The sequence below is a fragment of the Pseudomonas sp. SK2 genome (genome assembly GCF_016772395.1).
In the GTDB taxonomy this organism is placed as follows: domain Bacteria; phylum Pseudomonadota; class Gammaproteobacteria; order Pseudomonadales; family Pseudomonadaceae; genus Aquipseudomonas; species Aquipseudomonas taiwanensis.
Map to the genome: position 1 here is coordinate 4,627,460 of NZ_CP061944.1, position 23,387 is coordinate 4,650,846.

Genomic DNA, 23,387 nt, shown 5'->3' on the forward strand with positions numbered 1-23,387 from the left:
TGCCCCTCTCCTTAGGGGTGGGTAGGCTCCGAAATATTCCTTGCCTCAGCACCCGAAAGGTTTTGCTACCTAACGGAGGCCTACATTTGGCCGTGAACAGTCCTCTACCAAGAGCAGCTATGGGTCATTAGCGGTCAGTCGCGAAGGCTGCTAACCGACCCATAGCTGACGGCGGCGCCCAGCAGAGACCGACCCAAGGCCCATCCAGTATGTCTACGATGCTGGAACCAATTCACACTACGTATTGACTCTTGCCTATTCTTGATTCAACGTCCCACCGCAGCTAGCGGCATCTGGCCATCATGCGATGGCGCGCACTTGCAAAATCCGAACAGTGGTAGCCGGAGCGGACATAATTCCAAATAAAACGCTGAGCCAAAATCTTAAATTCTAGTGTATTGCAGATGGCTCACTAACGGGGTCATAGCATTACGGAATGCTGACAAACGGTATTTTAATACTGCCGCGTCCAGGAATCAAATTTCAAAGCACAGCGGAAAATTTAGGTGACACATCAACATTGAAGGACTGAAAACATGAACACACCAGGACTGATAAAAGAATTTGAGAGGAACATTTCATACCAATTTGAAAAAATTGAAATCCTTTACAGGGCACGAGAAGAAACCAATATAACTTACCTAAATGAAACCCTTGCCCCTATCCAGAACATAGACAAACACAATGCGACGTTAAACCAGGCATACTCTGATGCGCTACTAAACTCATTATCTTCACTTATTGATTATTACTGCATCCTATGCATGCTAAAAATTGGCATACCTCATTCCAAAATAAGAAAAGTTCAGTACCGCTCTATAAGCAATAAATTCATACTTGACAAATTCAAATCAACCAGCACCAACAAGAAAATTCTAAACATACAAGATCTTAAAGGTGTATACGATTCTGAACTCTCCAAAATTCACGCTTTAACAAACATAAATGCCCGAGATTATTGGATTGGTTTTTTAGGGAGTGCAATTTCAAGCTCCCTACATGAGTATGGCGCTTCAGCAAAAGAGTTCGTATTAGGCTACCGATGTGCAGGAAGAGCGGCTTGACCTTAGCCTTGATATAAAAAAATATTTCTCATACATGCACCCTTTTTTCTGCAACATATACAGTAACGCCGGTGTAAAGCACAGCATCTATATCGACGTGAATAATTTTTTAAAACACAACGCAGTGCCCTACATCACGCCACACATTGAAAGCTTTGAAGGCGAGAAACGAATATACTCTTATTTCGAGATAAAAAATGAGCATCACCTCCTACTAAAGGACGGAATACTTAGAGATATCGTCGGCACTGATTTCGAAGAGCTAAAAATCAACTTGGACTCTAGGCACCGTAACAGAAACAGCTCCGGCTATCTATGCGACCTGGAAAAAACGTGGGGTCTAGGCAATATACTAACGCTCGACCCTATTAACGACCACATTAGCAAAGATAATAAAACATTATACTTTTTCATCGACAAAGTTTTGATTGCGAAAAATAACGAAGCCACCTTAATTGATGCTGGTGACAGCCTGCTTATGGTACTGAGAATTCTAAAGCGGGAAATTGACACCGGGATGGGTTATGAATACTTTGACTAGCAAGCCTCATTGAGAAAGCCTCTAACACAATGAATACTGCGAGAATCTCGCGATCATACCCATGGAACTGAAAATGAGACATGTTATCATCCGAAGAATTGAGAAAATTCTAAGCTCCTATTCTGATGAGCTACGCCAGGCCGAGCAGTCAGAAAACATCATTCGAATAGCAAGCGAAATCTACATTGAGGTTTTAGGCCTCGACCACGAATTAGAACGGTGTCACTATTATCAATATGAGATCTTAAATCAGCTTGACAACATCAATAAAAAACAAAGTGCCTTAGACTCAATTATAAAAGAAATGCCTTCTGCGCTGGGAGATGAGATCTCCCGGGCAATCCGCTCAGTTGGGCAGTCATGCCCTCTAATCGGATCGCAATCTTCGAACGCCCCTGTTGAGTTAATTGTCAATGGCGGGCCGTCTATCACAGCGAAAGAACGGGGTAAGAATCAAGCGGACGAAGCGCTAAGCGACTGGCTTCAAGACGCTGTTGAAGTAATTGCAATTGACCCGTTCCTATTCAAACGCGAAAAAACTGCCGGCCACAACGAGACAGCAGAAGACACTTCTAAGTATGATATTGATTATGCGGATGCACTACTTGGCATCTTTGGCACCAATAAAACCATCAAGTTTATCTATAAGGGTAACCCGAGCAAAAACGAGGGAGGCCCCACAAAAGTATCTCAGGGCGTAGCAAACCGCATAGCAGACCAACTTGCATCAAAAAAACTCAAAGTGACTTTTCACGTAGTTGAAGATCTTCATGATCGGGTGTGGCTTAAACGCGATGGCAAAGAGCGGTGGCATGGGAAGGTTATCGGGACTTCAAGGGGGGGAATTGGCCGACGCCCCACCTATATCATTGATATGCCGCAGGCTGATATCAGCAATTATCACCCATATGTCACTCACTTAATCAGCATGTCACAGCAAAGCCACGAACGGCCTATTGATTTTAAGAAAACCAGATCTCAAAGGCCACGCCATAAATAAAGGCCCTACAAACAAGCTAGCAATCAATAGCATAATCCCAAGAGATCGGATCATGTTTTTTCTTTAGGCGGTATACGAAAAACCGCCTTCTTTTTCGATATATGCTTATGTCTTTATACTGTGCGGACCGCGACAATTAATTGGCTGATCTATAACTTCAACTTCACAACATTTATTCAAATCATTTAGTTACGTCAGTTTAATTTCCGCCCCCAAGAATGACCGATATTAGCCGATTTCCGCCTCTCCCCACCGTCAGCTATGGGGCTAAAGCGGTCGTGGCGACTAATCAGATCTTAGCTTGGCATTTGAAGGCCCATGGATGTTCTAAACGACGAGCTAGCAGCCGCACCGTCAGCAGGTAGTAGTACCGAGTCGCTGAGCATCGCCCAGCTAGTCGGTGTTCAAGAAACCAAGTCAAATGTTTTCTCTGCCAAGCCCAAGGTGTTTCCAGCTGCCAGCGTTCAGATATCTCAGCGTAAATGAACTTTGCTTGCCGTAAATGGCGCTGCCGCGTCGCGCTCGATCCGGTCAGCACGCCAGCCAAGAACAGTTCCATATCGAATGGCAGACTCATGACCGTCCTCCAATGTAGGCAGCGACCACATCGATTCGACCGTGCCCCAGCTCATAGCTAATTTGCCTCCGGGCCTCACGATCTAGGTTCCTATCTGTCTGGCAACATAGGCCGCCGTTGATAGGCGCAGGGTGTTGGGTGATCTGCTCATAGCGTTCACTTGCGTACGCCGCACGTAGCTCATGGAAGCCTTTGAGGTTGTGTGCATGCAGGATGTCCCGCGCAGGGCGGATGATTTGCTGCAGAAGATTCAGGTAGCTTTCGTGCGGCGCAATCAGGTTGCGGCTGCCCGCAGGCAACACCTGCCGCGCAAACTCAAGTGCACCTCGAACATGGTCGTCCACCGCAATCCAACGTGGCGCCGAGGCGCCGGCGCGGCCGCCTTTGGTGCCATCCTGAATGTTAATCCTACCTAGATCGTTAGCCTCACGGCTTAGCCGTGGCAGGTCAGCCAAGATGGCCTCTCGCAAGCGCATGCCGGTGGCTCGCGCCAACAAAACAATCGCGGCGGCCCGTAGTTGATGTTGGTTGCAAAGCGCATCGACGATCTGCTTAAACTGTTCGCGGTCTTGGCCCTGCGGCACCGAGTGGCGAACCCCAGCGCGCTGCATACCCAATGCCTTGCTCGGACTGGGCAACTTCACGTACTGATCACCGCGAAGCGCCGCCATGGTCCTGTTAACGCTGGATAGCCGATTTTGTGCGGTGCTGACGGCTAGGTCACCGCGCCCAACCACGTCGCGCAGATGCGCCGCATAGTCGGCCAATACCCCACAATCAATCTGCCGCGCATCATTGATGCCGGGCCCCTGTTCGGAGCGGCACCACCTCACGAATGCCTGCCACCGATCACAGTGTGCTTTGACCGTGCCGTAGTGGCCGCCGCCAAACATGTCTTTCAGCGCCTGAGGTCCTGCGTAGCTCAACTGCCTGCCGTAGCCGAAATTGCGGCCATCGCGCCTACCTACCAATGCCATGTCAGTCACCTCCTCTTCCGCTATCCGATCCTCGCCCCACGTCATCCCGCCAAGAATGCTGAGTGTTATCAGGGATCAAGGCCCCTGCGACCTGTGGGGATGTCCTCTAGCGCGGGACTGGCGGCTCCTTACGTCCGGGAGCAAGGGCATCTCATGATCTGGCCTCCTGAGCACCGTTACCGGTGGGCGGGTGGAGGCAGCACTGGCTGACGAGACCAGTGCCTGAAGATCCTGAGCCGGGTGAACGCAGCACTGCGATGACCGGGGCGTGCCTGACTGTCAGTCAGGTGCAGTCCATTCCTTGGTCTGCGGCACCATCATCTACAGCGCTGTTGCTGGTGACATCGGCGTTTGTCACGCCGATTGTCACGAGGGGGAATGCCGCAAAGCCTTGTGCGATCAGGGCTGCAGCAGCGGTAGAAGTGCCCGTCTCTTTCCAGAAGAAAGAGACGGGCACAGGTTGGCGCAATAGTCGGCCAAGCGGATAGGTTGCTGCAGGGCAGCGAGGTACGGTGTGTCTGGCGCTCGAGCGCTATATGTGTAAGAGCATCCATCACATGGGTAGTGACCGGGCGAACTGCCGGATGCGAATCGCCCTTGGGGAGAACCACCGCGAGAGCGGCGTGACCTTGAAGGCTCGGGTCACCTGGGGTGCTGTCAACGACAGCCTTTGCACTGTCTTTTCTACGCCCGCAATCCGAGAGGGTCAAGCGACTCGCCCGCTGGATTTTGCAGTTGAACATGACGTTGGGCGTGTACGGAATCTCGTGGTTTCCAATGGCCGATTTGGTGTTTTTGATTTTTCAGATGAGGTCCATCCAAACAGGGCGGCTTTGCAGCCCTGTTTGGATGGACCCGCATGGAAAGCGGATCATCGAAACTTCAAAGCCGTGCGCTCACTCGACTGCGCCACGCCTTGCTCTAAGGCTAGAGACGTTTGTCCCGGTCTGATTCGCGAACTCATGCGGCGAGATATGCTCCTGCCGGTTCGCTTCGAGGTAACGGCTCCACCAAATCATGATCATTCGCCGTTCCTCCAGGAACTCGGCCTTGTGGATATATGCCGCCCGAACGTTGTTGCGCTCCCTGTGACTCATCTGCCGTTCGATAGCCGTCTCGGACCAAAGCCCGGATTCGACCAAGGCACTGCACGCCATTGACCGAAATCCATGCCCGCAGATTTCGGTCTTGGTGTCGTAGCCCATGTTCCGCAAAGCGCTGTTGACCGTGTTCTCGGACATAGGCTTCCACGAGCGAGCGTCACTGGTGAACACCAGGTCGAAGTACCCCGTGATCGCATAAATCTGTTCGAGCAACGCCACCGCTTGCGGTGACAGAGGGACTAGGTGGATATCGCCCGCCATCTTCGTCCCTCTGGTCGAATACGGAACGCCGTCCAACGCCGGTCGCGTATCAGGTATCTCCCAGATACCGCGCTTCAGGTCGAACTCACTCCAACGTGCGAAGCGCAATTCGCTGGACCGGACAAACACATGCAGGGACAGCATGACGGTCAGCCGAGTGAGCATGCGTCCCTTGTAGTTCTCGATGCGGTCCATCAACTCAGGCAAACGTGACAGCGGGAGTGCAGGCCGGTGCGTAACCCGTGGTGCGCTGATGAAGCCCTCAAGGTCATATGCCGGGTTCACCGTGATCAGTCGCAGCCGCTTCGCCTCACGCATGATGCTTTGTAGGTAGTTTTGCACCCTCAACGCCACATCAATCGTGCCGCGCTTCTTGATCGCCTCAAGCGGCTGCATGAGGTCGAAGGTATCCAGATCAACGATGGCGCGTGCGCCTAGCAGCGGGAATACGTGCGTCTTCAAGCGACTCAGCACCGTCCTCGAATGGCCAGGCGCCCACTTCACGGACATTTCCTTATGCCAGTCCAAAGCAACGCGCTCGAATGTGTGGCCTCTCACAACCGCCTCGGCCTTGGCCTGCTGCTTGGACGCAATCGGATCGATGCCCTCAGCTAGCATCCGCTTAGTCTCCAGACGCTTCTGCCGAGCATCTGCGAGACCAATGACGGGATAGTTGCCAAACGAGGTCAGCCCCTCTCGCCCATCCGGTTTCACATACCGGAAGCGCCAGCCTTTGCGGCCATTGGGGTAAACGAGGAGGTAAAGACCGTCACCGTCGAAAAGCTTGTAGGGGCGGTCAGTAGGCTTGGCCGAGCGGCATGCGGTGTCGGTCAGGGGAGCAGTAGTACGAGCCATAAGGGTAAACCCCTTTATCGAATCGACTTTATCCCAAACGTTACCCCTAAATCGGCTGGCAGCTGTCGGAATCCGACGGAACGCCATAACGAAAAAACCCGCCAAAAGGCGGGTTTTACAGGGGTTCCAGAGATTTTGGTAGCCTTCGCTGGAACCTGAACTGGTGCCGGAGACAGGAATCGAACCTGCGACCTTCGCGTTACGAGTGCGCTGCTCTACCGACTGAGCTACACCGGCGTGTAGCGCAACGTACCACTGCTCGCACCCGTTACGCAAACTCCTGTTTCCCCTGACTTATTGCCCTGCCCTCAAGGCGCCTTGCACCCCTTCGGCGCGAGGTCTTCTTCGATGTTGGTCGCACAGCTCCAACCTGTGGCCGAGCGGGTCAGGGTGACGGTCTTGCCCAGCACGTTGGACGGTGCATCCGCCAGGGTGCATTCGAGCGTGGCGCTGCCGTCGGCGGCCTTGCCGGTGGCGGTGATGGCGCAATGGGAGGTGGCGGGCTGGCCGCCGAGGGCGGCGACGTCGGATACGTCCTTGCCTTCGTTCAAGCGCAGGTCCATCGCGGTCTTGAGCGCTGAAATCTCCAGCAAGCCTGCCGCCGCCTTGGTGCGGGACTGGTGGTTGGTGTACATCGGGATGGCGATGGTCGCCAGGATGCCAATGATCGCCACGACGATCATCAGTTCGATCAGGGTGATACCTCGTTGCCCTTTCATGAACATCTTCCTTTTCGATACGCGTACTCGTTGAGGTCACTCTCGACCCCGGCTGACAGCGGCGCAGTAGGCCTGATCAGACACCTTTTGTCACCCCTGCCCGTCTGGGCGTCATGTTCGCTGAACTACTCTAGTGAGCATCAGGCAAGCGCGCCCGACAATGGACTCGGCAAGCTGTTTCCAAGCTTGTCGCACAGGTACCCAAGGACTGTTCATGAGCTCATCGACACACCTCTACAGCTGGCATGGCACCGATCCCGATGGCACGCCGGTCAGTGGCGAAACCCGCGGGCGCAGCCCTGCCTATGTGCGGGCGGGGCTGCTGCGCCAGGGTGTTCGGGACGTGCGGGTGCAGCGGGCGGGTTCGCGGGGTTGGCAATGGCCGAAGGCTCGGGAAAAAACCGATGCGCCGGGCTTCAGCCGGCAATTGGCGACGTTACTCAAGGCGGGCGTGCCGCTGCTGCAGGCGTTCGAGGTGATGGGGCGCAGCGGCTGTGGTGCGGGGCAAGCGGCATTGCTGGGGCGATTGAAACAGGATGTGGCGGCGGGCTTGGGGCTGGCCGATGCGCTACAGCGCCACCCGGGCTGGTTCGATGCGTTGTACTGCAACCTGGTAAGGGTGGGTGAGCAGTCCGGCACGCTCGACCGGCAACTGGAACAGTTGGCGGGCATGCTGGAACAGCGCCAGGCGCTGCGCAAGCGGGTGCGCAAGGCCATGCTGTACCCGGTGCTGTTGTTGCTGACGGGGCTGGGCGTTTCGGCACTGCTGTTGCTGGAGGTGATTCCGCGCTTTCAGAACTTGTTTGCGGGGTTCAACAGCGAGTTGCCAGCTTTCACTCAGTGGGTCATCGACTTATCCACAGCGCTGGGGCGTTATGCGCCGGGGTTGCTGATTGGCGCGCTGGTTCTGATGGCCGGCGTGCTCCGGCTCTATCGGCAGCATGCGTCGGCGCGGTTGTGGATAACGCGCTACGCGCTGCGCTTGCCGGTGTTCGGCACATTGCTGGGGCAAGCGGCCTTGGCGCGTTTCGCCCGCAGCCTGGGCACCGCCTACGCGGCGGGCGTTGCGCTGCTGGATGCGCTGGTAACGGTGGCGAGGGTGAGCGGCGACCCTGTGCACGAGCAGGCCATCCTGCGCTTGCGTCAGGGCATGGCCAATGGGCAGGGGCTGAATCAGGCGATGGCCAGTGAGCCGCTGTTTGCGCCGTTGCTGGTGCAGCTTGTGGCCATCGGCGAATCCAGTGGCACGCTGGACGTGATGCTAGAGAAGGCCGCCAGCCATTACGAAGAACAGGTCAGCCAGACACTGGACCAGTTGACCAGCCTGCTGGAGCCGGCCATCGTGCTGGTCCTGGGCGTGCTGGTTGGCGGCCTGGTGGTAGCCATGTACCTGCCGATTTTCCAGTTGGGTAGTTTGATCTGAACATGACTTTATGGACTTTCCTGGCTGCGCAGCCGGCTTACCTGATGACCTTGGCCGCCCTCCTGGGGTTGCTGGTCGGCAGCTTTCTGAACGTGTTGGTGCACCGCCTGCCGATCATGCTCGAACGCCAATGGCAGCGCGAAGCACAGCAGGTGCTGGGGCTGCCGACCTCGGTGCATGAACGCTTCGACCTGTGCCTGCCGGCCTCCCGCTGCCCGGGCTGCGGGCACCCGATTCGTGCCTGGGAAAACATCCCGGTGCTGAGTTACCTGGCCCTGCGTGGGCGCTGCTCGGCGTGCAAGTGCCGCATCAGCCCGCGTTATCCACTGGTGGAGCTGGCGTGCGCGGCCGTGTCGCTGGTAGTCGCGTGGCATGGCGGCAGTGCCGCGCAGCTGCTGTTGCTACTGTTGCTCACCTGGTGCCTGCTGGCCTTGAGCCTGATCGATATCGAACACCAGTTGCTGCCCGACGTGCTGGTGCTGCCAATGCTGTGGCTAGGCTTGATCGCCAATGCCTTCCACACCTTCGTACCCCTGAGCCATGCGCTGTGGGGCGCGATTGCGGGTTACCTCTGCCTGTGGAGCGTGTACTGGGTGTTCAAGCTGCTGACCGGCAAGGAGGGCATGGGCTATGGGGACTTCAAGCTGCTGGCGTTGATCGGCGCCTGGGGCGGGTGGCAGGTGCTGCCGCTGACCTTGCTGTTGTCATCGGTGCTGGGGGTGCTGGTTGGCCTGTGCCTGCTGCGTGTGCGTCGGCAATCGCTGAGTACGACGTTGCCGTTTGGGCCTTATCTGGCCATCGCAGGGTGGATTGCGTTGCTCTGGGGTGATGAAATATACGCCTCTTACATGCAACTACTGGGACTCTGATGACCACTGCGGCCTTCACCCCCTGGATTCTGGGCCTGACTGGCGGTATTGGCAGCGGCAAAAGCGCGGCTGCCGAACGTTTCGTCGAACTGGGCGTGCACCTGGTCGACGCCGACCAGGCTGCGCGCTGGGTGGTCGAACCCGGGCGCCCTGCCCTGGCCAGCATCGTCGAGCGTTTCGGCCCAGGCGTGCTGCAGGAAGATGGCCAGCTCGATCGCGCCGCCCTGCGCCAGCTGATCTTCGCCGACCCGACGCAGCGCAAATGGCTGGAGCAACTGCTGCACCCGCTGATCGGGCAGGAGATCTTCAGCTACCTGGCGAAGGCCGAGTCGCCTTATGCGGTGTATGTTTCGCCGCTGTTGATCGAGTCTGGTCAGCACCAGAAAACCCAACGCGTGCTGGTGATCGATGCTCCGCAAGCGCTGCAGATGGAGCGCACGTTGAAGCGGGACAACACCAGCAGCGAGCAGGTGCAGGCGATTCTCAAGGCCCAGTTGGCCCGTGAGGAGCGCCTGCGCCATGCCGACGATGTGGTGGTCAATGATCGCGACCTGAGCGCGCTGCATGCGCAGATCGACCGCCTGCACCACTTTTACCTGACTTTACGAGGAGGCCAGCCATGAGCCAGCCATTGACCGTCGATTGCCCGACCTGTGGCGCACCTGTGGAATGGAACGAGCACAGCCCGTTCCGGCCGTTTTGTTCGGACCGCTGCAAATTGATCGACCTGGGCGCCTGGGCGGCGGAAGAGCACAAGATTCCTGGGGCGGATGAGTCGGAGGATGAGCTGTATTCGGGGGATCTGGAGTCTCGGCATTGATCCGATAGCACGGTGCTCGTAAGGGCCCTTTCGCGGGTAAACCCGCTCCTACAGAGATCTCACGGTTTTCAAGATCGGTGCAGTACCTGTGGGAGCGGGTTTACCCGCGAAGAGGCCGGAACAGCCAACACACAATCACCGCTCATCCTCCTTCCATGGCGCCTGCAAATACCGCGTGCGGTTGAACGTCTCCAGCCACTCCGGGCAGAACACCACCAGCGCACTGATCACCGTGCCGTTGATGAACGCCTCCGGGAACATCATCAACCACAGGTAGCCCACGAAGTCGCTGAGCCATTCCGGCATGGCGAATCGCCCATCCAGCCACAGCAACCCCAACCCCGCCACCAAACAGGCCAACACTGTCAGCGCTGCCGGGAAGAACCCGGAACAGAAGATGTAGACGAACAGGTTACGCGGCTGCGCCCGCTCGACCAGGATCGCGCACACTTCGGTAATCAGCACCGGCAAGCCAATCAGCAGCAGCCCGTTGACCCCCAAGGCCGCCATGTCTTGGCGGCCAAGCGCCAGCAACCCGAGCTGGGCGAGAAAGCCGCCAAGCATCGCCAACGGCCAGTCCAGCAGCAAGGTCACGGCAGTCATGCCGATGAAGTGGTAAGACACGCCGGTGTCGAAGTCGCGCCTGACCAACCACAGCGCGAAGAGGCAAAAGACCGTGCCGAACAGCAGGTGCTGACGGCGGCTGTCGGTGAACAATTCCACCCAGCGCGTGCGCGTCGCCGCCCAGATCAACAGCGGTACGTATGCCAGCCAACCCACGGTCATGCTGGTGGAAGACAGGACCTGTGCGCTGATCAACTCAAGCTCGCTCCCGTTTCAGATACCCCGAGTCTACACCTTGATGACGTTTCCCACGGGCAAACAAGCTCTTACCGTTCACAATTGCCGACTAAGCTAGTTCACATGGATGACTCAGACTACCTGCGCCTGCTTACCATCCAGGCCGAACAAGCCAATGCATTCCTGTCCAATGCCCGCAAATGGGAGCGCGAGCGTTGGGTCTGCCAGCGTCTGCTGCAAGGCCTGAACATTCCCTACCGCAGCGAGGACTTTTCCCCCGCCGGCCAGGAACCGCCCGACGTGCTGTTCCGCGATGCGGCGTTCGAGGTGTTTTTCGTGCTCGATGAGGGGCGCCGGCTGAATGACGAATGGCGCGAAGAGCTGCAACGCCGGCGCAGCGCCTTTTCGCTGGCGCAGTTGGTGCGGCGTGAAGCGCGGCCAAGGCGGATCAGTGCCGCCGAACTGCTTGGGCGCCTGGCCCCGACCTTGCGCAAGAAGGCGCATAACTACCGCGAACGCGGGCTGGACCTGAGCGAGCTGGACATCATCGCCTTCTCCAGCCTCAAGCGTGAGGTGCTCGACCTCAACACGCACTTCCCGCCGCCCACCGAATACCTGCGCCAGGGCTGGCGCTCGCTGTCACTGGTCGGGCCGACCTTCGCCCGGGTGTTGTTCGCTCACCCCGATGCGCCGGACTTCCTGCGCGGCAACCTGGGGCGCAGTATCGTGTTCGATGTCGGAATCAGTCTTTGATCCAGTGCCGAGAGTCTTTGCAATGGCGTAAACTCGGCGCCAGGGATAGAAAGCATTATCATTTGTTTCAAGCGCTTGCGTGAACGCTGTGGCGTTCGCGCAGTCACAAACGTCTATCTGACGAGGCCCACCATGACCAGCCGACTGAATCCGGAAGATCAGCGTCGTGTCGATGAGTACCTGCGAGCCCCCCAGCACCAAGTCGAGCGCAAGCCTTTCAGGCCGTGGCTGCTCCTTGTCCTGGTGGTGGCCGTGACCATCGCCCTGGGCCTCATTAGCCGCCTGTTGAGTGGACTGGTGCTATGAGCTGCCTCGCGCTCGCCCTCCTCTCGCGCAGTTTGCGGCCGGCCCCCAGGGCCAGGAATTCCGTAAACCTTATGAGATATCCCCATGACTCATCGCATCGTGATTGTCGGCGGCGGCGCCGGCGGCCTGGAACTGGCGACCCGCCTGGGTAAAAGCCTTGGCAAGCGCAAGCGGGCCGAGATCACCCTGGTCGACGCTAACCTCACGCACATCTGGAAACCGCTGCTGCACGAAGTGGCCGCAGGCTCGCTGAACTCTTCGGAAGACGAACTGAACTACGTGGCCCAGGCCAAGTGGAACCACTTCAACTTCCAGCTGGGACGCATGAGCGGCCTGGACCGTGAGGGCAAGCAGATCCAGCTCGCTGCCACCCTCGATGAAGAGGGCCGCGAGTTGCTGCCGGCGCGCACGCTGGGCTACGACACGCTGGTGATTGCCGTCGGCAGTAACACCAACGACTTCGGCACCCTGGGCGCGGCGCAGCACTGCCTGTTCCTGGACACCCGCAAGCAGGCCGAGCGCTTCCACCAGCAGTTGCTCAACCACTACCTGCGTGCCCACGCCGGCGATGTGGCAAGCGAGAAAATCAGCGTGGCCATCGTCGGCGCCGGTGCCACCGGTGTGGAACTGGCCGCCGAGCTGCACCATGCCGCCCATGAACTGGCGGCCTATGGCCTGGACCGCATCCAGCCCAAGGACATGCACATCACCCTGATCGAAGCGGGCCCACGGGTGCTGCCGGCACTGCCGGAGCGCATCAGCGTGCCGGTGCACAAGACCCTGGAAAAACTCGGGGTGAAGGTGATGACCAACGCGGCGGTCAGCGAAGTGACGGCCGAGGGCCTGAAGACCAAGGATGGCGAAATGATCCAGGCCAGCCTGAAGGTGTGGGCGGCGGGCATTCGTGCGCCGGGCTTCCTCAAGGACATCGACGGCCTGGAAACCAACCGTATCAACCAGCTGGTGGTGCGCCCTACCCTGCAGACCACCCGTGACGACGACATCTTCGCCTTCGGTGACTGCGCCGCCTGCCCGCAACCTGGCAGCGACCGCAACGTGCCGCCACGGGCCCAGGCGGCACACCAACAAGCCTCGACACTGGCCAAGAGCCTGAAGGCGCGCCTGGAGAACAAGCCGCTGCACACCTATGCCTACAAGGATTACGGCTCGCTGGTATCGCTGTCGCGCTTCTCGGCGGTGGGCAACCTGATGGGTAACCTGATGGGCAGCGTGAAGCTGGAAGGCTGGCTGGCGCGGATGTTCTATGTGTCGCTGTACCGGATGCACCAGATGGCGTTGTATGGGGTCTTCCGCACGGCGATGCTGATGCTGGGCAGCAAGATTGGTCGCGGTACCGAGCCTCGCCTGAAGCTGCACTGACAGCGCGCTGAAACACCCTGTGGGAGCGGGCTTGCCCTCTCCCACTTTTTTTGCCCGCCAATCACCCGCCCCGCAGGAGCCGGCTTGCCGGCGATAAAGCCAGCAAAACCCCAAAACCTAAATTCGAGACAAAAGAAAAAGGGCATCTCATTCGAGATGCCCTTTTTACATGGTGGGTCGTGTAGGATTCGAACCTACGACCAATTGGTTAAAAGCCAACTGCTCTACCAACTGAGCTAACGACCCGGAAAATGGTCGGGGTGAGGGGATTCGAACTCCTGACATCCTGCTCCCAAAGCAGGCGCGCTACCGGACTGCGCTACACCCCGAGATTGGCTCCGCGACCTGGACTCGAACCAGGGACCCAATGATTAACAGTCATTTGCTCTACCGACTGAGCTATCGCGGAACTGAACTTCGGTACAACTTCGAAGGCTGTGTTAGCTTCGAACCCTTTAGCTTCTTCGCTTTCGCGTTGTCGCTGCTGAGGCCGGCTATTCTACATTCTTCGTTTTGCTTGTCAACCACTTTTTTTCATTCAACTTACTGATTTGTAAGTTGTTTTGCGATCCCCGGTGTTGCTGGTGATTCGCTTAGTGCCTGACAACGCGGCGTATATTAGGGGCACTCGATTTTAGATGCAAGCAAAAATTTCAAAATTTTCAGCAAGTTATCTGGGAGTGCCGAAAAGCCTGGGTTTTGGGGGGCCGGCTAAAAAAAAGCCCCGCGAATGCGGGGCTCGTGGCACAGCGGTGAATCAGGCGAAGACGATCTCGTCGCCCTCGACCGTGGCGGTAATCGCCGTGCCTGGCATGAACGTGCCTGCCAGGATCAGCTGCGCCAGCGGGTTTTCGATCCAGCGCTGGATCGCCCGCTTCAGCGGCCGTGCGCCATACACCGGGTCGTAACCCACGGCGATCAGCTTGTCCAACGCCTCCGGGCTCAGGCTCAGCGTCAGCTCGCGTTCGAGCAGGCGGCTGCGCAGGCGGCCCAGCTGGATCTCGGTGATGCCAGCGATCTGGTCGCGGCCCAGGGGCTCGAACACCACCACTTCGTCGATCCGGTTGATGAACTCCGGACGGAAGTGCGACCCCACCGCATCCATAACCGCCGCACGCTGGGCTTCGCGATCGCCCACCAGTTCCTGGATCTGCGCCGAGCCCAGGTTGGAGGTCATCACGATCACCGTGTTGCGGAAGTCCACGGTACGGCCATGGCTGTCGGTCAGGCGGCCGTCCTCCAGCACTTGCAGCAGCACGTTGAACACATCCGGGTGTGCCTTCTCCACTTCGTCGAGCAACACCACCGAATAGGGCTTGCGGCGTACGGCTTCGGTCAGGTAACCGCCCTCTTCATAACCGACGTAGCCTGGCGGGGCACCGATCAGGCGAGCCACGGAGTGTTTCTCCATGAATTCGGACATGTCGATGCGCACCATGGCCTCTTCGGTGTCGAACAGGAACTCGGCCAGCGCCTTGCACAGCTCGGTCTTACCCACACCGGTCGGGCCGAGGAACAGGAACGAACCACTTGGCCGGTTGGGGTCGGACAGCCCTGCACGGGAACGGCGCACAGCGTTGGCAACGGCGGTGACCGCTTCGTGCTGGCCAATCACACGCTGGTGCAGCAGCGCTTCCATCTTCAAGAGCTTCTCGCGTTCACCTTCGAGCATCTTGGAAACGGGGATGCCGGTCCACTTGGACACCACTTCGGCAATTTCTTCCTCGGTGACTTTGTTACGCAGCAGCTGGTTATCCGACTTGCCGTGCTGGTCGACCATCTGCAGGCTGCGCTCCAGGTCTGGAATCACTCCGTACTGCAGCTCGGCCATGCGGCTCAGGTCACCTTTGCGACGGGCGGACTCCAGCTCCTGGCGGGCTTGCTCGATCTTTTGCTGGATCTGCGCCGAGCCCTGTACTTCAGCCTTTTCGGAAGCCCAGATTTCTTCAAGGTCGGAGTACTCACGCTCCAGACGCTCGATTTCTTCGGTCAGCTTCTCAAGGCGCTTCTTCGCGGCCTCGTCTTCTTCTTTCTTCAGCGCCTGGGATTCGACTTTGAGCTGGATCAGGCGGCGGTCGAGGCGGTCGAGCACTTCGGGCTTGGAGTCGATCTCCATACGGATGCGGCTGGCCGCTTCGTCGATCAGGTCGATGGCCTTGTCGGGCAACTGACGGTCGGTGATGTAGCGGTGGCTGAGCTTGGCCGCGGCGATGATGGCGCCGTCGGTGATCGCCACCTTGTGGTGCACTTCATAGCGCTCTTTCAGGCCACGCAGGATCGCGATGGTGTCCTCTTCGCTCGGCTCTTCGACCAGCACTTTCTGGAAGCGCCGCTCAAGGGCTGCGTCCTTCTCGATGAACTGGCGGTATTCATTGAGCGTGGTAGCGCCAACGCAGTGCAGCTCGCCACGGGCCAGGGCCGGCTTGAGCATGTTGCCTGCGTCCATGGCGCCCTCGCCTTTACCGGCGCCGACCATGGTGTGCAGTTCGTCGATGAACAGGATGATCTGGCCTTCCTGCTTGGACAGCTCGTTGAGCAGCGCCTTGAGGCGCTCTTCGAACTCGCCCCGGTATTTGGCGCCGGCAATCAGGGCACCCATGTCCAGGGCCAGCAGGCGCTTGCCTTTGAGGCCATCGGGCACTTCGCCGTTGATGATGCGCTGGGCCAGGCCCTCGGCGATGGCGGTTTTACCCACGCCAGGCTCACCGATCAGCACAGGGTTGTTCTTGGTACGACGCTGCAGCACCTGCACGGTGCGGCGGATTTCGTCGTCACGGCCGATCACAGGGTCCAGCTTGCCTTCCTCGGCGCGCTTGGTGAGGTCGACGGTGTACTTGTCCAACGCCTGGCGCGATTCTTCGGCATTGGCGTCATTGACCGCCGCGCCGCCGCGCAGGTTGTTGATGGCATTTTCCAGGGCTTTCTTGGTCACGCCCTGGCCGAGCAGCAACTTGCCGAGCTTGCTGTTCTCGTCCATGGCGGCCAGCAGTACCAACTCGCTGGAGATGAACTGGTCACCTTTCTGCTGGGCCAGGCGGTCGGCCTGGTTGAGCAGGCGCGCCAGGTCCTGGGACATGTTCACGTCGCCCGTAGGGTTCTGGATCTTCGGCAGCTGGTCGAGCTCTTTGACCAAGGCCTGGCGCAGGCTGTTGACGTCGAAGCCGACTTGCATCAGCAGCGGCTTGATCGAACCACCTTGCTGCTCGAGCAGCGCTTGCATCAGGTGCACGGGCTCGATAGCCGGATGGTCCATGCCAACGGCCAGGGATTGGGAATCGGATAAAGCCAGCTGCAGCTTGCTGGTCAAACGGTCTATTCGCATGGGGTACCTTCCTTTAAAGGGCAGGTCGGAGCGATGGACAGCGCCTGTTGATGAAGAAACCTGCCTGAGATGACCTTATAGATAAGGTTGATTCTGGAAGATTCAAGCGTAGCGGGCTTGACGTGGATCAGCTTTGAGATTGCAAGAGGGAGTCGCTTCGCGCCCCATCGCAGGCTGTCGCCAGCTCCCACGAGTGACCGCGCAAATCATAGGTAGGAGCTGGCGTTAGCCTGCGATGGGCCGCGAAGCGGCCCCGCCCATCTCAAACCTGCAACCAGACCAACGAAGCGAACCGCCCACCCTGCGGGGTCCGGCGATAGGAGAAGAACCGCGGGTCACTCACCGTGCAGAGGCCACCGCCATAAACGGCAGTGACCCCACGTGCCGCCAGGCGAATACGCGCCAGCGCATAAATGTCCGCCATCAGCTTGCCGGGGCGCTGACCGTCGACGAAGGCCGTGGCCGCTTGCGGGTGCACAGCGGTGAATGCATCGCGCACTTCCGGGCCCACTTCGAATGCCGTTGGTCCGATGGCCGGCCCCAACCACACCAATACCTCTTCAGCGGGCAGTGCCAGGCGGTCCAGGGTAGCCTCCAGCACGCCCCCGGCCAGCCCGCGCCAGCCGGCATGGGCTGCCGCCACACGGGTACCGGCGCGGTCGCAGAACAGCACCGGCAGGCAATCGGCAGTCATCACGGTGCAGGCGATGCCGGGCTGGTCGGTCCAGCTGGCGTCGGCTTCGGCAACGATAGAGGGGTCTGCATCGGCTACCACCAGCCCGTGCACCTGTTTCAACCAGGCAGGCTCGATGGCGAATTCATCGCTCAGGCGGCGGCGGTTCTCGGCGACCGCTGCAGGGTCGTCGCCCACATGGTCGCCAAGGTTGAAGGATTCGTAGGGCGGCAGACTCACGCCGCCCTGGCGGGTGGTGACGCAGGCGCGAACCGAGGCTGGGGCTGGCCAGTCGGGAATCAACAGCGACTGCATCAATTCACTCATCCGATGAAACTCTCGCGGTCCTGGTTGAGCAGCGATAGCAGCCAGACGAAATCATCCGGCAGCGGCGATGCCCATTCCATGCGTTCACCGGTGGTGGGGTGATCCAGTGCCAGGAAACGCGCATGCAGGGCCTGGCGCGGGAAGTTCTTGACCGCGTCGACCATGGTCGGGCTCGCCGCAGGCGGAATGCGGAAGCGACCGCCGTAGGTCTGGTCGCCGACCAGCGGGAAGCCAACGTGGGCCATGTGCACGCGGATCTGGTGGGTACGGCCGGTCTCCAGCTTCACCCGTACGTGGGTGTGCGAGCGGAAGCGCTTGAGCACGCGGTAGTGGCTGACCGCCGGCTTGCCGCCGTCGGTGACGGCCATGCGCTGACGCATGCCGCCGTGGCGGCCGATCGGGGCGTCGATCTTGCCGCCCGCGGTCACCACGCCCACCACGATGCACTCGTAGATACGGCTGACGCTGCGTTTTTGCAGTTGGTCGACCAGGTTGGTCTGCGCCTGCAGGGTCTTGGCCACCACCATCAGACCGGTGGTGTCCTTGTCCAGGCGGTGGACGATGCCTGCGCGCGGCACATTGATGATGTCCGGCACGTGGTGCAGCAGGGCATTGAGCAGGGTGCCATCGGCATGGCCTGCCGCAGGGTGGACCACCAGCCCGGCAGGCTTGTTGATCACCAGGATCTGGTCGTCTTCATAGACGATGTCCAGCTCGATGTCCTGAGCCACCCACTCGCCCTGGGCCTCTTGCTCGGCATCCAGGGCCAGCAGCGAGCCGCCATGCACGGTGTCGCGGGGGCGCAGGACCGCGCCGTCGACCGTCAGGCGGCCCTCTTTGATCCACGAAGTCAGCCGCGAGCGCGAGTACTCGGCGAACAATTGGGCTGCGACCTGGTCGAGGCGTTGGCCGCCCAGTTCGGACGGTACCTCTGCGCTAAGTTGAATGATCTCGGACATGCTCGATTCGGCGGGCGCACAGCCTTTGGTTTCGGCTGCGAGCTTGTGGTTAAATACGGCTTCTTTTGTCCCGGGGTTGGCCGGGGCGCTCATCATAACAGGACGGCACCGCCCAAGACAGCGGCCGTCAAAGGGACGCAAGCCGCCATGCAAGTGAAACACCTGCTGCTGATCGCCATCCTCGGGCTCACCGCGGCCTGTTCCTCTAACAAAGAAGTGATCGACGAGAACCTCAGCGAGGCCGAGCTGTACCAGCAGGCCCAGACTGACCTGGACAACCACAGCTACAACAGCGCCGTGAGCAAGCTCAAGGCCCTGGAGTCGCGGTACCCGTTCGGCCGCTACGCCGACCAGGCGCAGCTCGAACTGATCTACGCCAACTACAAGAACTCCGAGCCTGAAGCTGCCAAATCGGCTGCCGAGCGCTTCATCCGTCTGCACCCGCAGCACCCGAACGTCGACTATGCCTACTACCTCAAGGGCCTGACTTCGTTCGACCAGGACCGTGGCCTGCTGGCGCGATTCCTGCCGCTGGACATGACCAAGCGCGACCCGGGTGCCGCGCGCGACTCGTACAACGAGTTCGCCCAGCTGACCAGCCGCTTCCCGAACAGCCGTTACTCGCCGGACGCCAAGCAGCGCATGATCTACCTGCGCAACCTGCTGGCCTCCTATGAAATCCACGTGGCCGACTACTACCTGAGCCGCCAGGCTTATGTCGCCGCGGCCAACCGTGGCCGTTACGTGGTGGAAAACTTCCAGGAAACCCCGTCGGTCGGTGACGGCCTGGCGATCATGGTCGAGTCCTACCAGAAGATGCACCTGGACGACCTGGCCGCCACCAGCCTGGAAACCCTCAAGCTCAACTACCCCGACCATCCAAGCCTGGTCGATGGTCAGTTCCAGCCCAAGCAGGACGAGGCTGATGGCCGTTCGTGGCTGTCCAAGGCCACCCTGGGCCTGATCGAGACCGAAACGCCGCTGCCACCGGGTGAAACCCGCGCCAACCAGGACGTGGTCAAGCAGTTCCAGGACGCTCGCTCGGAAATGCCGGAAGAGCTGCTGCCCAAGGACGAAGACGGCAATCCGATCCTGCCGGAAGGTCCGAAGGAAGCCGAGAAAGACCGTTCGTGGTTCAGCTACATGACCTTCGGTCTGTTCGACTGATACACGGCACTACAAGAAAGGGAGGCTCAGGGCCTCCCTTTTTCGTGGGGGCCGCCCTAGACTGGTGGCTTCCTCTCTGAACAAGCTGGACACCATGGTTCGCCTACTCTTCTGGATCGCCCTGATCGCCGCCGCGTTCTGGCTGTGGCGCAAGTTCAAGATCAGCCAACAGTCGCATCCCGAGCCCAAGCTCGACGACCCGCTGAAGATGGTGCGCTGCGCCCATTGCGGGGTGCACCTGCCCAACGACCGGGCACTGCGCCAGGGTAACGAGTGGTATTGCAGCCAGGCGCACTTGCAGCAAGGCCCTGGCCGCCAAAACTGAACACACAGCCCTGTAGGAGCGGGTCACCCGCTCTTACAGGTTGCGCGGTAATTTTCTTGCGCTCTTATCCCTCCCCGACGCTTTCGCACCGTTTACGACCCCTCCCCAGCCTTCGGCATTGACCCCTATGGGCAAAACTCGCTAAATCCTATTTATCCGCATAAATATGAAAAATAGCGAAATGCTCAAACCCAAACGCAAGCGCCAGAAGCTGTCGGATGTGATCGTCGAATCGGTCAAGCGCTCTATCGTCACCGAAGCGCTGCACCCTGGCGATCGGCTGCCCACCGAGCGTGAGCTGATGGAGCATTTCGAATGCTCCAAAGGCACCGCCCGCGAAGCGCTCAAGGCCCTTGAAGTGGAAGGCCTGGTCAGCACCCGCACCGGCCCGAGCGGTGGCGCCTACCTCAATGAGGTCGGCACCGAGCCGGCCAGCCGCGCACTGCGCAACTACTTGCACTTCCAGCACCTGGACGGCGAGCAGGTGTACCAATTGCGCAAAGTCATCGAGGTCGAGCTGGCGGTGTCGGTCATGGGCAAGCTGAGTGACGCTGACTATGCGGCCCTGCAAGCCAACATAGACTTCTGCAGCGCGCCGGAAGACAGCGAAGAAGGGCAGCGCGAACAACGGCTGGCGGAGCTGGAGTTCCACACGCTGCTGGCCGACCGTTGCCCCAACCCGCTGCTGCGTTTCATGGCAGTGTTCCTCAACGACCTGCTACGCGACCTGGTGGTGCTGAAAAAGGCCTACCTGCCCAAGCGCCAGCAGTTCGCTGCCGCCAACATCGCGTACCACAAGCAGCTGCTGACAGCCTTGCGCGCCAGCGACGAACCCGCTGTACGCCGGTTGATGCACGAACACATGTGCGACGCCGAGCACCACATGACCGCGCTCGAAGGCGAGGTTGCCCGCAACTTCCTGCTGGAGTTCGAACACCACCACTGATGCGCCTGGAAAGAGGCCTGCACACAGGCCCGGCCGTACCCGCTTTGTCATTGCCACTCCTGCCTAATAACCAGAACCAAGGAGTTACCCATGCAAAGACGTACCCTGCTCAAGGCAGGCCTTGCCCTGGGTGCCCTAGGAGGCCTCCCCTTGGGGGCGCACCGGGCATTCGCCGACCAACCGCTGACCTTCTATGGGCTCAAGTCCATGTCTGGGGCCTTCGCCAGCTACGGCAAGTACGCCGACATGGGCTCGCGTCTGGCCATCGCCGAGTACCCACAGTTGCTCGGCCACCCGCTCAAGTACAAGGTCATAGACACCGAAGGCAACGCCGGTAAAGCGGTGCGCAAGGTGCAGGAAGCCATCGGCCAGGACGGCGCGCGCTTCTTCCAGGGCTGTACGCTGTCGTCCTCGGCATTGGCGGTGTCGAAGGAAATCCACAAGGCCGGCGGCGTGTTCATGACGCCAGTAGGCGCCGACGAAATCACCGGCAAGGACTGCAATGCCTCGACCTTCCGATGGTCAGTGCCCACCTACGGCGCTATCCGCGAAACATTGGTGCCGATGATCCGCCAGCTGCCGCAGGCCAAGCGCTGGTACACCATCACCCCGCAATACGTGTTCGGCGATGCCCTGCTGGACAACGCCCGCAAGGTATTCTCCGAGTTCGGCGTCGAACACATCGGTAATAGCTACCACTCGCTGCAGGAGCAGGAGTTCTCCGGGTACCTGACCAACGCCATCGCCGCCAAACCCGATGTGCTGGTGCTGCTCAACTTCGGTAGCCAGGCATCCAATGCACTGCGCCAAGCGGTGAACTTCGGCATCAAGGACCGCATGAGCGTGCTGATGGTGTGGTCAGCGGGCCTGGACCAGTTCCAGGAGTTGGGCAGCGACGTGCTCGAAGGCGTCTATCTGGGCGCTCAGTACTGGCATCAGGTCGACACGCCGCTGAACAAGCAACTGGTCGCAGCCACCCGTAAAGCCTACGGCATCAACCCCAATTACCCGTTGGCGGCCGACTACATCGGTACCAAGGTCATGCTCGAAGCGATCATCAAGGCCGGCAGCCTCGAAGGCGCCGCGGTGTCCGCCGCACTCCAGGGCATGCGCTTCCAAGGCCCGACAGGCGATGAACTGATCCGCCCGGGTGACCACCAGGTGCTCAAGGATTACTACCTGCTGCGCGGCAAGCCCCAAGGGCAGATGCGCGACGAGGACGACCTGGCCGAAGTCATCAGCTCGGGGCGCTCGTTCATCGAGGTCGACCACACCGGTTGCGCCCTGGCCTGAAGCCAAGGCGTTAGTCAAACACACTCGTACAGGCAGCCGCACCGCGCGCTGTCGAGGGCACGCTCATGCTCGATTTGTACCTGTTCCAACTGCTCAACGGCCTGGGCCTGGGGATGATCTACTTCCTCATCGCCGTCGGCCTGACGATCATTTTCGGCTTGCTGAACTTCGTCAACTTCGCCCATGGCGCGTTCTTTCTGCTGGGGGCCTACCTGTGCTACACCGCCGTGGCTGTTACCGGCAACTTCTGGCTGGCGCTGCTGATCGCGCCGCTGGTGGTGGCCGCGCTGGCCTGGGCGGTGGAGCGCCTGCTGATCAAGCGCATCTACCACTTGCCGCACACCTTCCAGATCCTCGTCACCCTCGGCATTGCGCTGATCATCCAGGAAGCCTCGGTGCTGATCTGGGGCCCAGTGGGCAAGAACATCGCCGTGCCGCCGGAGCTGCGCGGGGTGCTGATCCTCGGTGACTTCATCTACCCCTACTACCGCCTGTTCCTGATCGGTTTCGCTGCCCTGATCGGCCTTGGCTTGTGGCTTCTGCTGGAGCGCACCCGCTTCGGCGCCTTGGTTCGGGCCGGCAGCGAGAGCACCGAAACCGTATCGCTGCTGGGCACCAACATCTTCCGCCTGTTCTCTTTGACCTTCGCCCTGGGCGTGGGCCTGGCCGGCGTGGCGGGCGTCCTTTTCGCTCCGCTGCGGGGTGCCCAGCCTTTCGTCGGCCCGGAAATCCTCGGCATCGCCTTCGTGGTGGTGGTGATCGGCGGCATGGGCTCGTTCGGCGGTGCGCTGGTCGGCGGCCTGCTGGTGGGTGTGGTGCAAAGCATGATGACCAGCCTCTGGCCGCAAGGCGCCAGCCTGATGATCTATGGCGCCATGGCCGCGGTCATCCTGGTCCGTCCTTATGGCCTGTTCGGGAGAGCGTGA

At 59.6% G+C, this 23,387-nt stretch carries 23 protein-coding genes and 4 tRNA genes; 15 read left to right on the top strand and 12 right to left on the bottom strand.

Annotated features, from left to right (window positions below; translation table 11 throughout):
• Window positions 1-536 precede the first annotated feature (536 nt).
• The 3 genes from IF103_RS20815 to IF103_RS20825 all read left to right on the top strand — a co-directional run bounded on the left by IF103_RS20815 (window position 537) and on the right by IF103_RS20825 (window position 2,605).
• Window positions 537-1,064 (top strand): hypothetical protein, encoded by a 528-nt coding sequence (locus IF103_RS20815; RefSeq protein ID WP_202675642.1) that lies wholly within the window; start codon window positions 537-539, stop codon window positions 1,062-1,064.
• On the top strand, window positions 1,045-1,605 hold the full coding sequence (locus IF103_RS20820) for a hypothetical protein (RefSeq protein ID WP_202675643.1): 561 nt from the start codon (window positions 1,045-1,047) through the stop codon (window positions 1,603-1,605). The genes IF103_RS20815 and IF103_RS20820 overlap by 20 nt, the downstream gene beginning before the upstream one ends.
• 61 nt (window positions 1,606-1,666) lie before the next feature.
• A complete protein-coding gene (locus IF103_RS20825) occupies window positions 1,667-2,605 on the top strand; it encodes a hypothetical protein (protein WP_202675644.1) in 939 nt (312 codons plus the stop codon).
• A 289-nt stretch (window positions 2,606-2,894) separates the two neighbouring features.
• On the opposite strand, the gene IF103_RS20830 is transcribed toward IF103_RS20825, so the two are convergent.
• The 5 genes from IF103_RS20830 to IF103_RS20850 all read right to left on the bottom strand — a co-directional run bounded on the left by IF103_RS20830 (window position 2,895) and on the right by IF103_RS20850 (window position 7,097).
• On the bottom strand, window positions 2,895-3,182 hold the full coding sequence (locus tag IF103_RS20830; protein ID WP_202675645.1) for a hypothetical protein: 288 nt from the start codon (window positions 3,180-3,182) through the stop codon (window positions 2,895-2,897).
• The gene (locus IF103_RS20835) at window positions 3,179-4,159 is read right to left on the bottom strand and encodes an integrase domain-containing protein (RefSeq protein WP_202675646.1); all 981 of its coding nucleotides are present in this window, start codon (window positions 4,157-4,159) and stop codon (window positions 3,179-3,181) included. Before IF103_RS20835 ends, IF103_RS20830 begins: the two co-directional genes overlap by 4 nt.
• Window positions 4,160-5,055: 896 nt before the next feature.
• Window positions 5,056-6,378, bottom strand: a complete 1,323-nt coding sequence (locus tag IF103_RS20840) for a tyrosine-type recombinase/integrase (protein WP_202675647.1) — start codon at window positions 6,376-6,378, stop codon at window positions 5,056-5,058.
• A gap of 161 nt (window positions 6,379-6,539) precedes the next feature.
• Window positions 6,540-6,615: transfer RNA gene (locus IF103_RS20845), tRNA-Thr, on the bottom strand.
• A gap of 71 nt (window positions 6,616-6,686) precedes the next feature.
• Window positions 6,687-7,097: a pilin gene (locus IF103_RS20850; protein WP_202675648.1), complete on the bottom strand. Its 411-nt coding sequence runs from the start codon at window positions 7,095-7,097 to the stop codon at window positions 6,687-6,689.
• A gap of 214 nt (window positions 7,098-7,311) precedes the next feature.
• Here IF103_RS20850 and IF103_RS20855 point away from each other — a divergent pair, with 214 nt between their 5' ends.
• The 4 genes from IF103_RS20855 to yacG are packed head-to-tail and all read left to right on the top strand — an operon-like array spanning window position 7,312 to window position 10,209.
• Window positions 7,312-8,520: a type II secretion system F family protein gene (locus tag IF103_RS20855; RefSeq protein WP_202675649.1), complete on the top strand. Its 1,209-nt coding sequence runs from the start codon at window positions 7,312-7,314 to the stop codon at window positions 8,518-8,520.
• Window positions 8,521-8,522: 2 nt separating this feature from the next.
• The gene (locus IF103_RS20860; protein ID WP_023382439.1) at window positions 8,523-9,389 is read left to right on the top strand and encodes a prepilin peptidase; all 867 of its coding nucleotides are present in this window, start codon (window positions 8,523-8,525) and stop codon (window positions 9,387-9,389) included.
• The gene (gene coaE / locus IF103_RS20865) at window positions 9,389-10,012 is read left to right on the top strand and encodes a dephospho-CoA kinase (RefSeq protein ID WP_023382440.1); all 624 of its coding nucleotides are present in this window, start codon (window positions 9,389-9,391) and stop codon (window positions 10,010-10,012) included. The genes IF103_RS20860 and coaE overlap by 1 nt, the downstream gene beginning before the upstream one ends.
• Complete coding sequence (yacG, locus tag IF103_RS20870; RefSeq protein ID WP_023382441.1) at window positions 10,009-10,209, top strand: DNA gyrase inhibitor YacG; 201 nt, start codon at window positions 10,009-10,011, stop codon at window positions 10,207-10,209. Before coaE ends, yacG begins: the two co-directional genes overlap by 4 nt.
• A 135-nt stretch (window positions 10,210-10,344) precedes the next feature.
• Here the strand turns inward: yacG and IF103_RS20875 are convergent, their stop codons facing one another.
• Window positions 10,345-10,995 carry an energy-coupling factor ABC transporter permease gene (locus IF103_RS20875; RefSeq protein WP_049818811.1) on the bottom strand — a complete coding sequence of 217 codons (651 nt, stop codon included), beginning with the start codon at window positions 10,993-10,995 and terminating at the stop codon, window positions 10,345-10,347.
• A gap of 138 nt (window positions 10,996-11,133) precedes the next feature.
• Here IF103_RS20875 and IF103_RS20880 point away from each other — a divergent pair, with 138 nt between their 5' ends.
• The 3 genes from IF103_RS20880 to IF103_RS20890 all read left to right on the top strand — a co-directional run bounded on the left by IF103_RS20880 (window position 11,134) and on the right by IF103_RS20890 (window position 13,449).
• A complete protein-coding gene (locus tag IF103_RS20880; RefSeq protein WP_023382443.1) occupies window positions 11,134-11,763 on the top strand; it encodes a DUF1780 domain-containing protein in 630 nt (209 codons plus the stop codon).
• A gap of 132 nt (window positions 11,764-11,895) precedes the next feature.
• Window positions 11,896-12,069 (top strand): DUF3094 family protein, encoded by a 174-nt coding sequence (locus IF103_RS20885; RefSeq protein WP_023382444.1) that lies wholly within the window; start codon window positions 11,896-11,898, stop codon window positions 12,067-12,069.
• Between the two features lie 84 nt (window positions 12,070-12,153).
• Window positions 12,154-13,449: an NAD(P)/FAD-dependent oxidoreductase gene (locus tag IF103_RS20890; RefSeq protein ID WP_023382445.1), complete on the top strand. Its 1,296-nt coding sequence runs from the start codon at window positions 12,154-12,156 to the stop codon at window positions 13,447-13,449.
• 170 nt (window positions 13,450-13,619) lie between these two features.
• On the opposite strand, the gene IF103_RS20895 is transcribed toward IF103_RS20890, so the two are convergent.
• From IF103_RS20895 to rluD, 6 genes are all read right to left on the bottom strand, one after another.
• Window positions 13,620-13,695, bottom strand: a tRNA-Lys gene (locus tag IF103_RS20895).
• A gap of 6 nt (window positions 13,696-13,701) precedes the next feature.
• A tRNA-Pro gene (locus IF103_RS20900) sits at window positions 13,702-13,778 on the bottom strand.
• A 4-nt stretch (window positions 13,779-13,782) separates the two neighbouring features.
• Window positions 13,783-13,858 (bottom strand) — tRNA-Asn (locus IF103_RS20905).
• A 348-nt stretch (window positions 13,859-14,206) separates the two neighbouring features.
• Complete coding sequence (clpB, locus tag IF103_RS20910) at window positions 14,207-16,771, bottom strand: ATP-dependent chaperone ClpB (protein ID WP_104881231.1); 2,565 nt, start codon at window positions 16,769-16,771, stop codon at window positions 14,207-14,209.
• A 262-nt stretch (window positions 16,772-17,033) separates the two neighbouring features.
• Window positions 17,034-17,771, bottom strand: a complete 738-nt coding sequence (gene pgeF, locus IF103_RS20915) for a peptidoglycan editing factor PgeF (RefSeq protein WP_202675650.1) — start codon at window positions 17,769-17,771, stop codon at window positions 17,034-17,036.
• On the bottom strand, window positions 17,768-18,730 hold the full coding sequence (gene rluD / locus IF103_RS20920; RefSeq protein ID WP_023382448.1) for a 23S rRNA pseudouridine(1911/1915/1917) synthase RluD: 963 nt from the start codon (window positions 18,728-18,730) through the stop codon (window positions 17,768-17,770). The genes pgeF and rluD overlap by 4 nt, the downstream gene beginning before the upstream one ends.
• Window positions 18,731-18,877: 147 nt before the next feature.
• Between rluD and IF103_RS20925 the strand changes: the two genes are divergently transcribed.
• The 5 genes from IF103_RS20925 to IF103_RS20945 all read left to right on the top strand — a co-directional run bounded on the left by IF103_RS20925 (window position 18,878) and on the right by IF103_RS20945 (window position 23,387).
• Window positions 18,878-19,897, top strand: a complete 1,020-nt coding sequence (locus IF103_RS20925; RefSeq protein WP_023382449.1) for an outer membrane protein assembly factor BamD — start codon at window positions 18,878-18,880, stop codon at window positions 19,895-19,897.
• A gap of 94 nt (window positions 19,898-19,991) precedes the next feature.
• Window positions 19,992-20,222 (top strand): PP0621 family protein, encoded by a 231-nt coding sequence (locus tag IF103_RS20930; protein WP_023382450.1) that lies wholly within the window; start codon window positions 19,992-19,994, stop codon window positions 20,220-20,222.
• 181 nt (window positions 20,223-20,403) lie between these two features.
• On the top strand, window positions 20,404-21,168 hold the full coding sequence (locus IF103_RS20935; protein ID WP_023382451.1) for a FadR/GntR family transcriptional regulator: 765 nt from the start codon (window positions 20,404-20,406) through the stop codon (window positions 21,166-21,168).
• Between the two features lie 90 nt (window positions 21,169-21,258).
• Entirely contained in the window at window positions 21,259-22,461 is a 1,203-nt protein-coding gene (locus IF103_RS20940) for an ABC transporter substrate-binding protein (RefSeq protein ID WP_023382452.1), read from the top strand.
• Between the two features lie 65 nt (window positions 22,462-22,526).
• Window positions 22,527-23,387, top strand: coding sequence for a branched-chain amino acid ABC transporter permease (locus tag IF103_RS20945; protein ID WP_023382453.1), 861 nt, complete (start codon window positions 22,527-22,529; stop codon window positions 23,385-23,387).

Coding starts and splice junctions, on each gene's coding strand:
- IF103_RS20880 (WP_023382443.1), top strand. CDS start 11,134: ATGGATGACTCAGACTACCTGCGCCTGCTTACCATCCAGGCCGAACAA.
- pgeF (WP_202675650.1), bottom strand. CDS start 17,771: ATGAGTGAATTGATGCAGTCGCTGTTGATTCCCGACTGGCCAGCCCCA.
- IF103_RS20855 (WP_202675649.1), top strand. CDS start 7,312: ATGAGCTCATCGACACACCTCTACAGCTGGCATGGCACCGATCCCGAT.
- coaE (WP_023382440.1), top strand. CDS start 9,389: ATGACCACTGCGGCCTTCACCCCCTGGATTCTGGGCCTGACTGGCGGT.
- IF103_RS20875 (WP_049818811.1), bottom strand. CDS start 10,995: ATGACCGTGGGTTGGCTGGCATACGTACCGCTGTTGATCTGGGCGGCG.
- IF103_RS20940 (WP_023382452.1), top strand. CDS start 21,259: ATGCAAAGACGTACCCTGCTCAAGGCAGGCCTTGCCCTGGGTGCCCTA.
- IF103_RS20930 (WP_023382450.1), top strand. CDS start 19,992: ATGGTTCGCCTACTCTTCTGGATCGCCCTGATCGCCGCCGCGTTCTGG.
- yacG (WP_023382441.1), top strand. CDS start 10,009: ATGAGCCAGCCATTGACCGTCGATTGCCCGACCTGTGGCGCACCTGTG.
- rluD (WP_023382448.1), bottom strand. CDS start 18,730: ATGTCCGAGATCATTCAACTTAGCGCAGAGGTACCGTCCGAACTGGGC.
- IF103_RS20850 (WP_202675648.1), bottom strand. CDS start 7,097: ATGAAAGGGCAACGAGGTATCACCCTGATCGAACTGATGATCGTCGTG.
- clpB (WP_104881231.1), bottom strand. CDS start 16,771: ATGCGAATAGACCGTTTGACCAGCAAGCTGCAGCTGGCTTTATCCGAT.
- IF103_RS20830 (WP_202675645.1), bottom strand. CDS start 3,182: ATGAGTCTGCCATTCGATATGGAACTGTTCTTGGCTGGCGTGCTGACC.
- IF103_RS20925 (WP_023382449.1), top strand. CDS start 18,878: ATGCAAGTGAAACACCTGCTGCTGATCGCCATCCTCGGGCTCACCGCG.
- IF103_RS20840 (WP_202675647.1), bottom strand. CDS start 6,378: ATGGCTCGTACTACTGCTCCCCTGACCGACACCGCATGCCGCTCGGCC.
- IF103_RS20885 (WP_023382444.1), top strand. CDS start 11,896: ATGACCAGCCGACTGAATCCGGAAGATCAGCGTCGTGTCGATGAGTAC.
- IF103_RS20935 (WP_023382451.1), top strand. CDS start 20,404: ATGCTCAAACCCAAACGCAAGCGCCAGAAGCTGTCGGATGTGATCGTC.
- IF103_RS20815 (WP_202675642.1), top strand. CDS start 537: ATGAACACACCAGGACTGATAAAAGAATTTGAGAGGAACATTTCATAC.
- IF103_RS20825 (WP_202675644.1), top strand. CDS start 1,667: ATGGAACTGAAAATGAGACATGTTATCATCCGAAGAATTGAGAAAATT.
- IF103_RS20860 (WP_023382439.1), top strand. CDS start 8,523: ATGACTTTATGGACTTTCCTGGCTGCGCAGCCGGCTTACCTGATGACC.
- IF103_RS20835 (WP_202675646.1), bottom strand. CDS start 4,159: ATGGCATTGGTAGGTAGGCGCGATGGCCGCAATTTCGGCTACGGCAGG.
- IF103_RS20945 (WP_023382453.1), top strand. CDS start 22,527: ATGCTCGATTTGTACCTGTTCCAACTGCTCAACGGCCTGGGCCTGGGG.
- IF103_RS20890 (WP_023382445.1), top strand. CDS start 12,154: ATGACTCATCGCATCGTGATTGTCGGCGGCGGCGCCGGCGGCCTGGAA.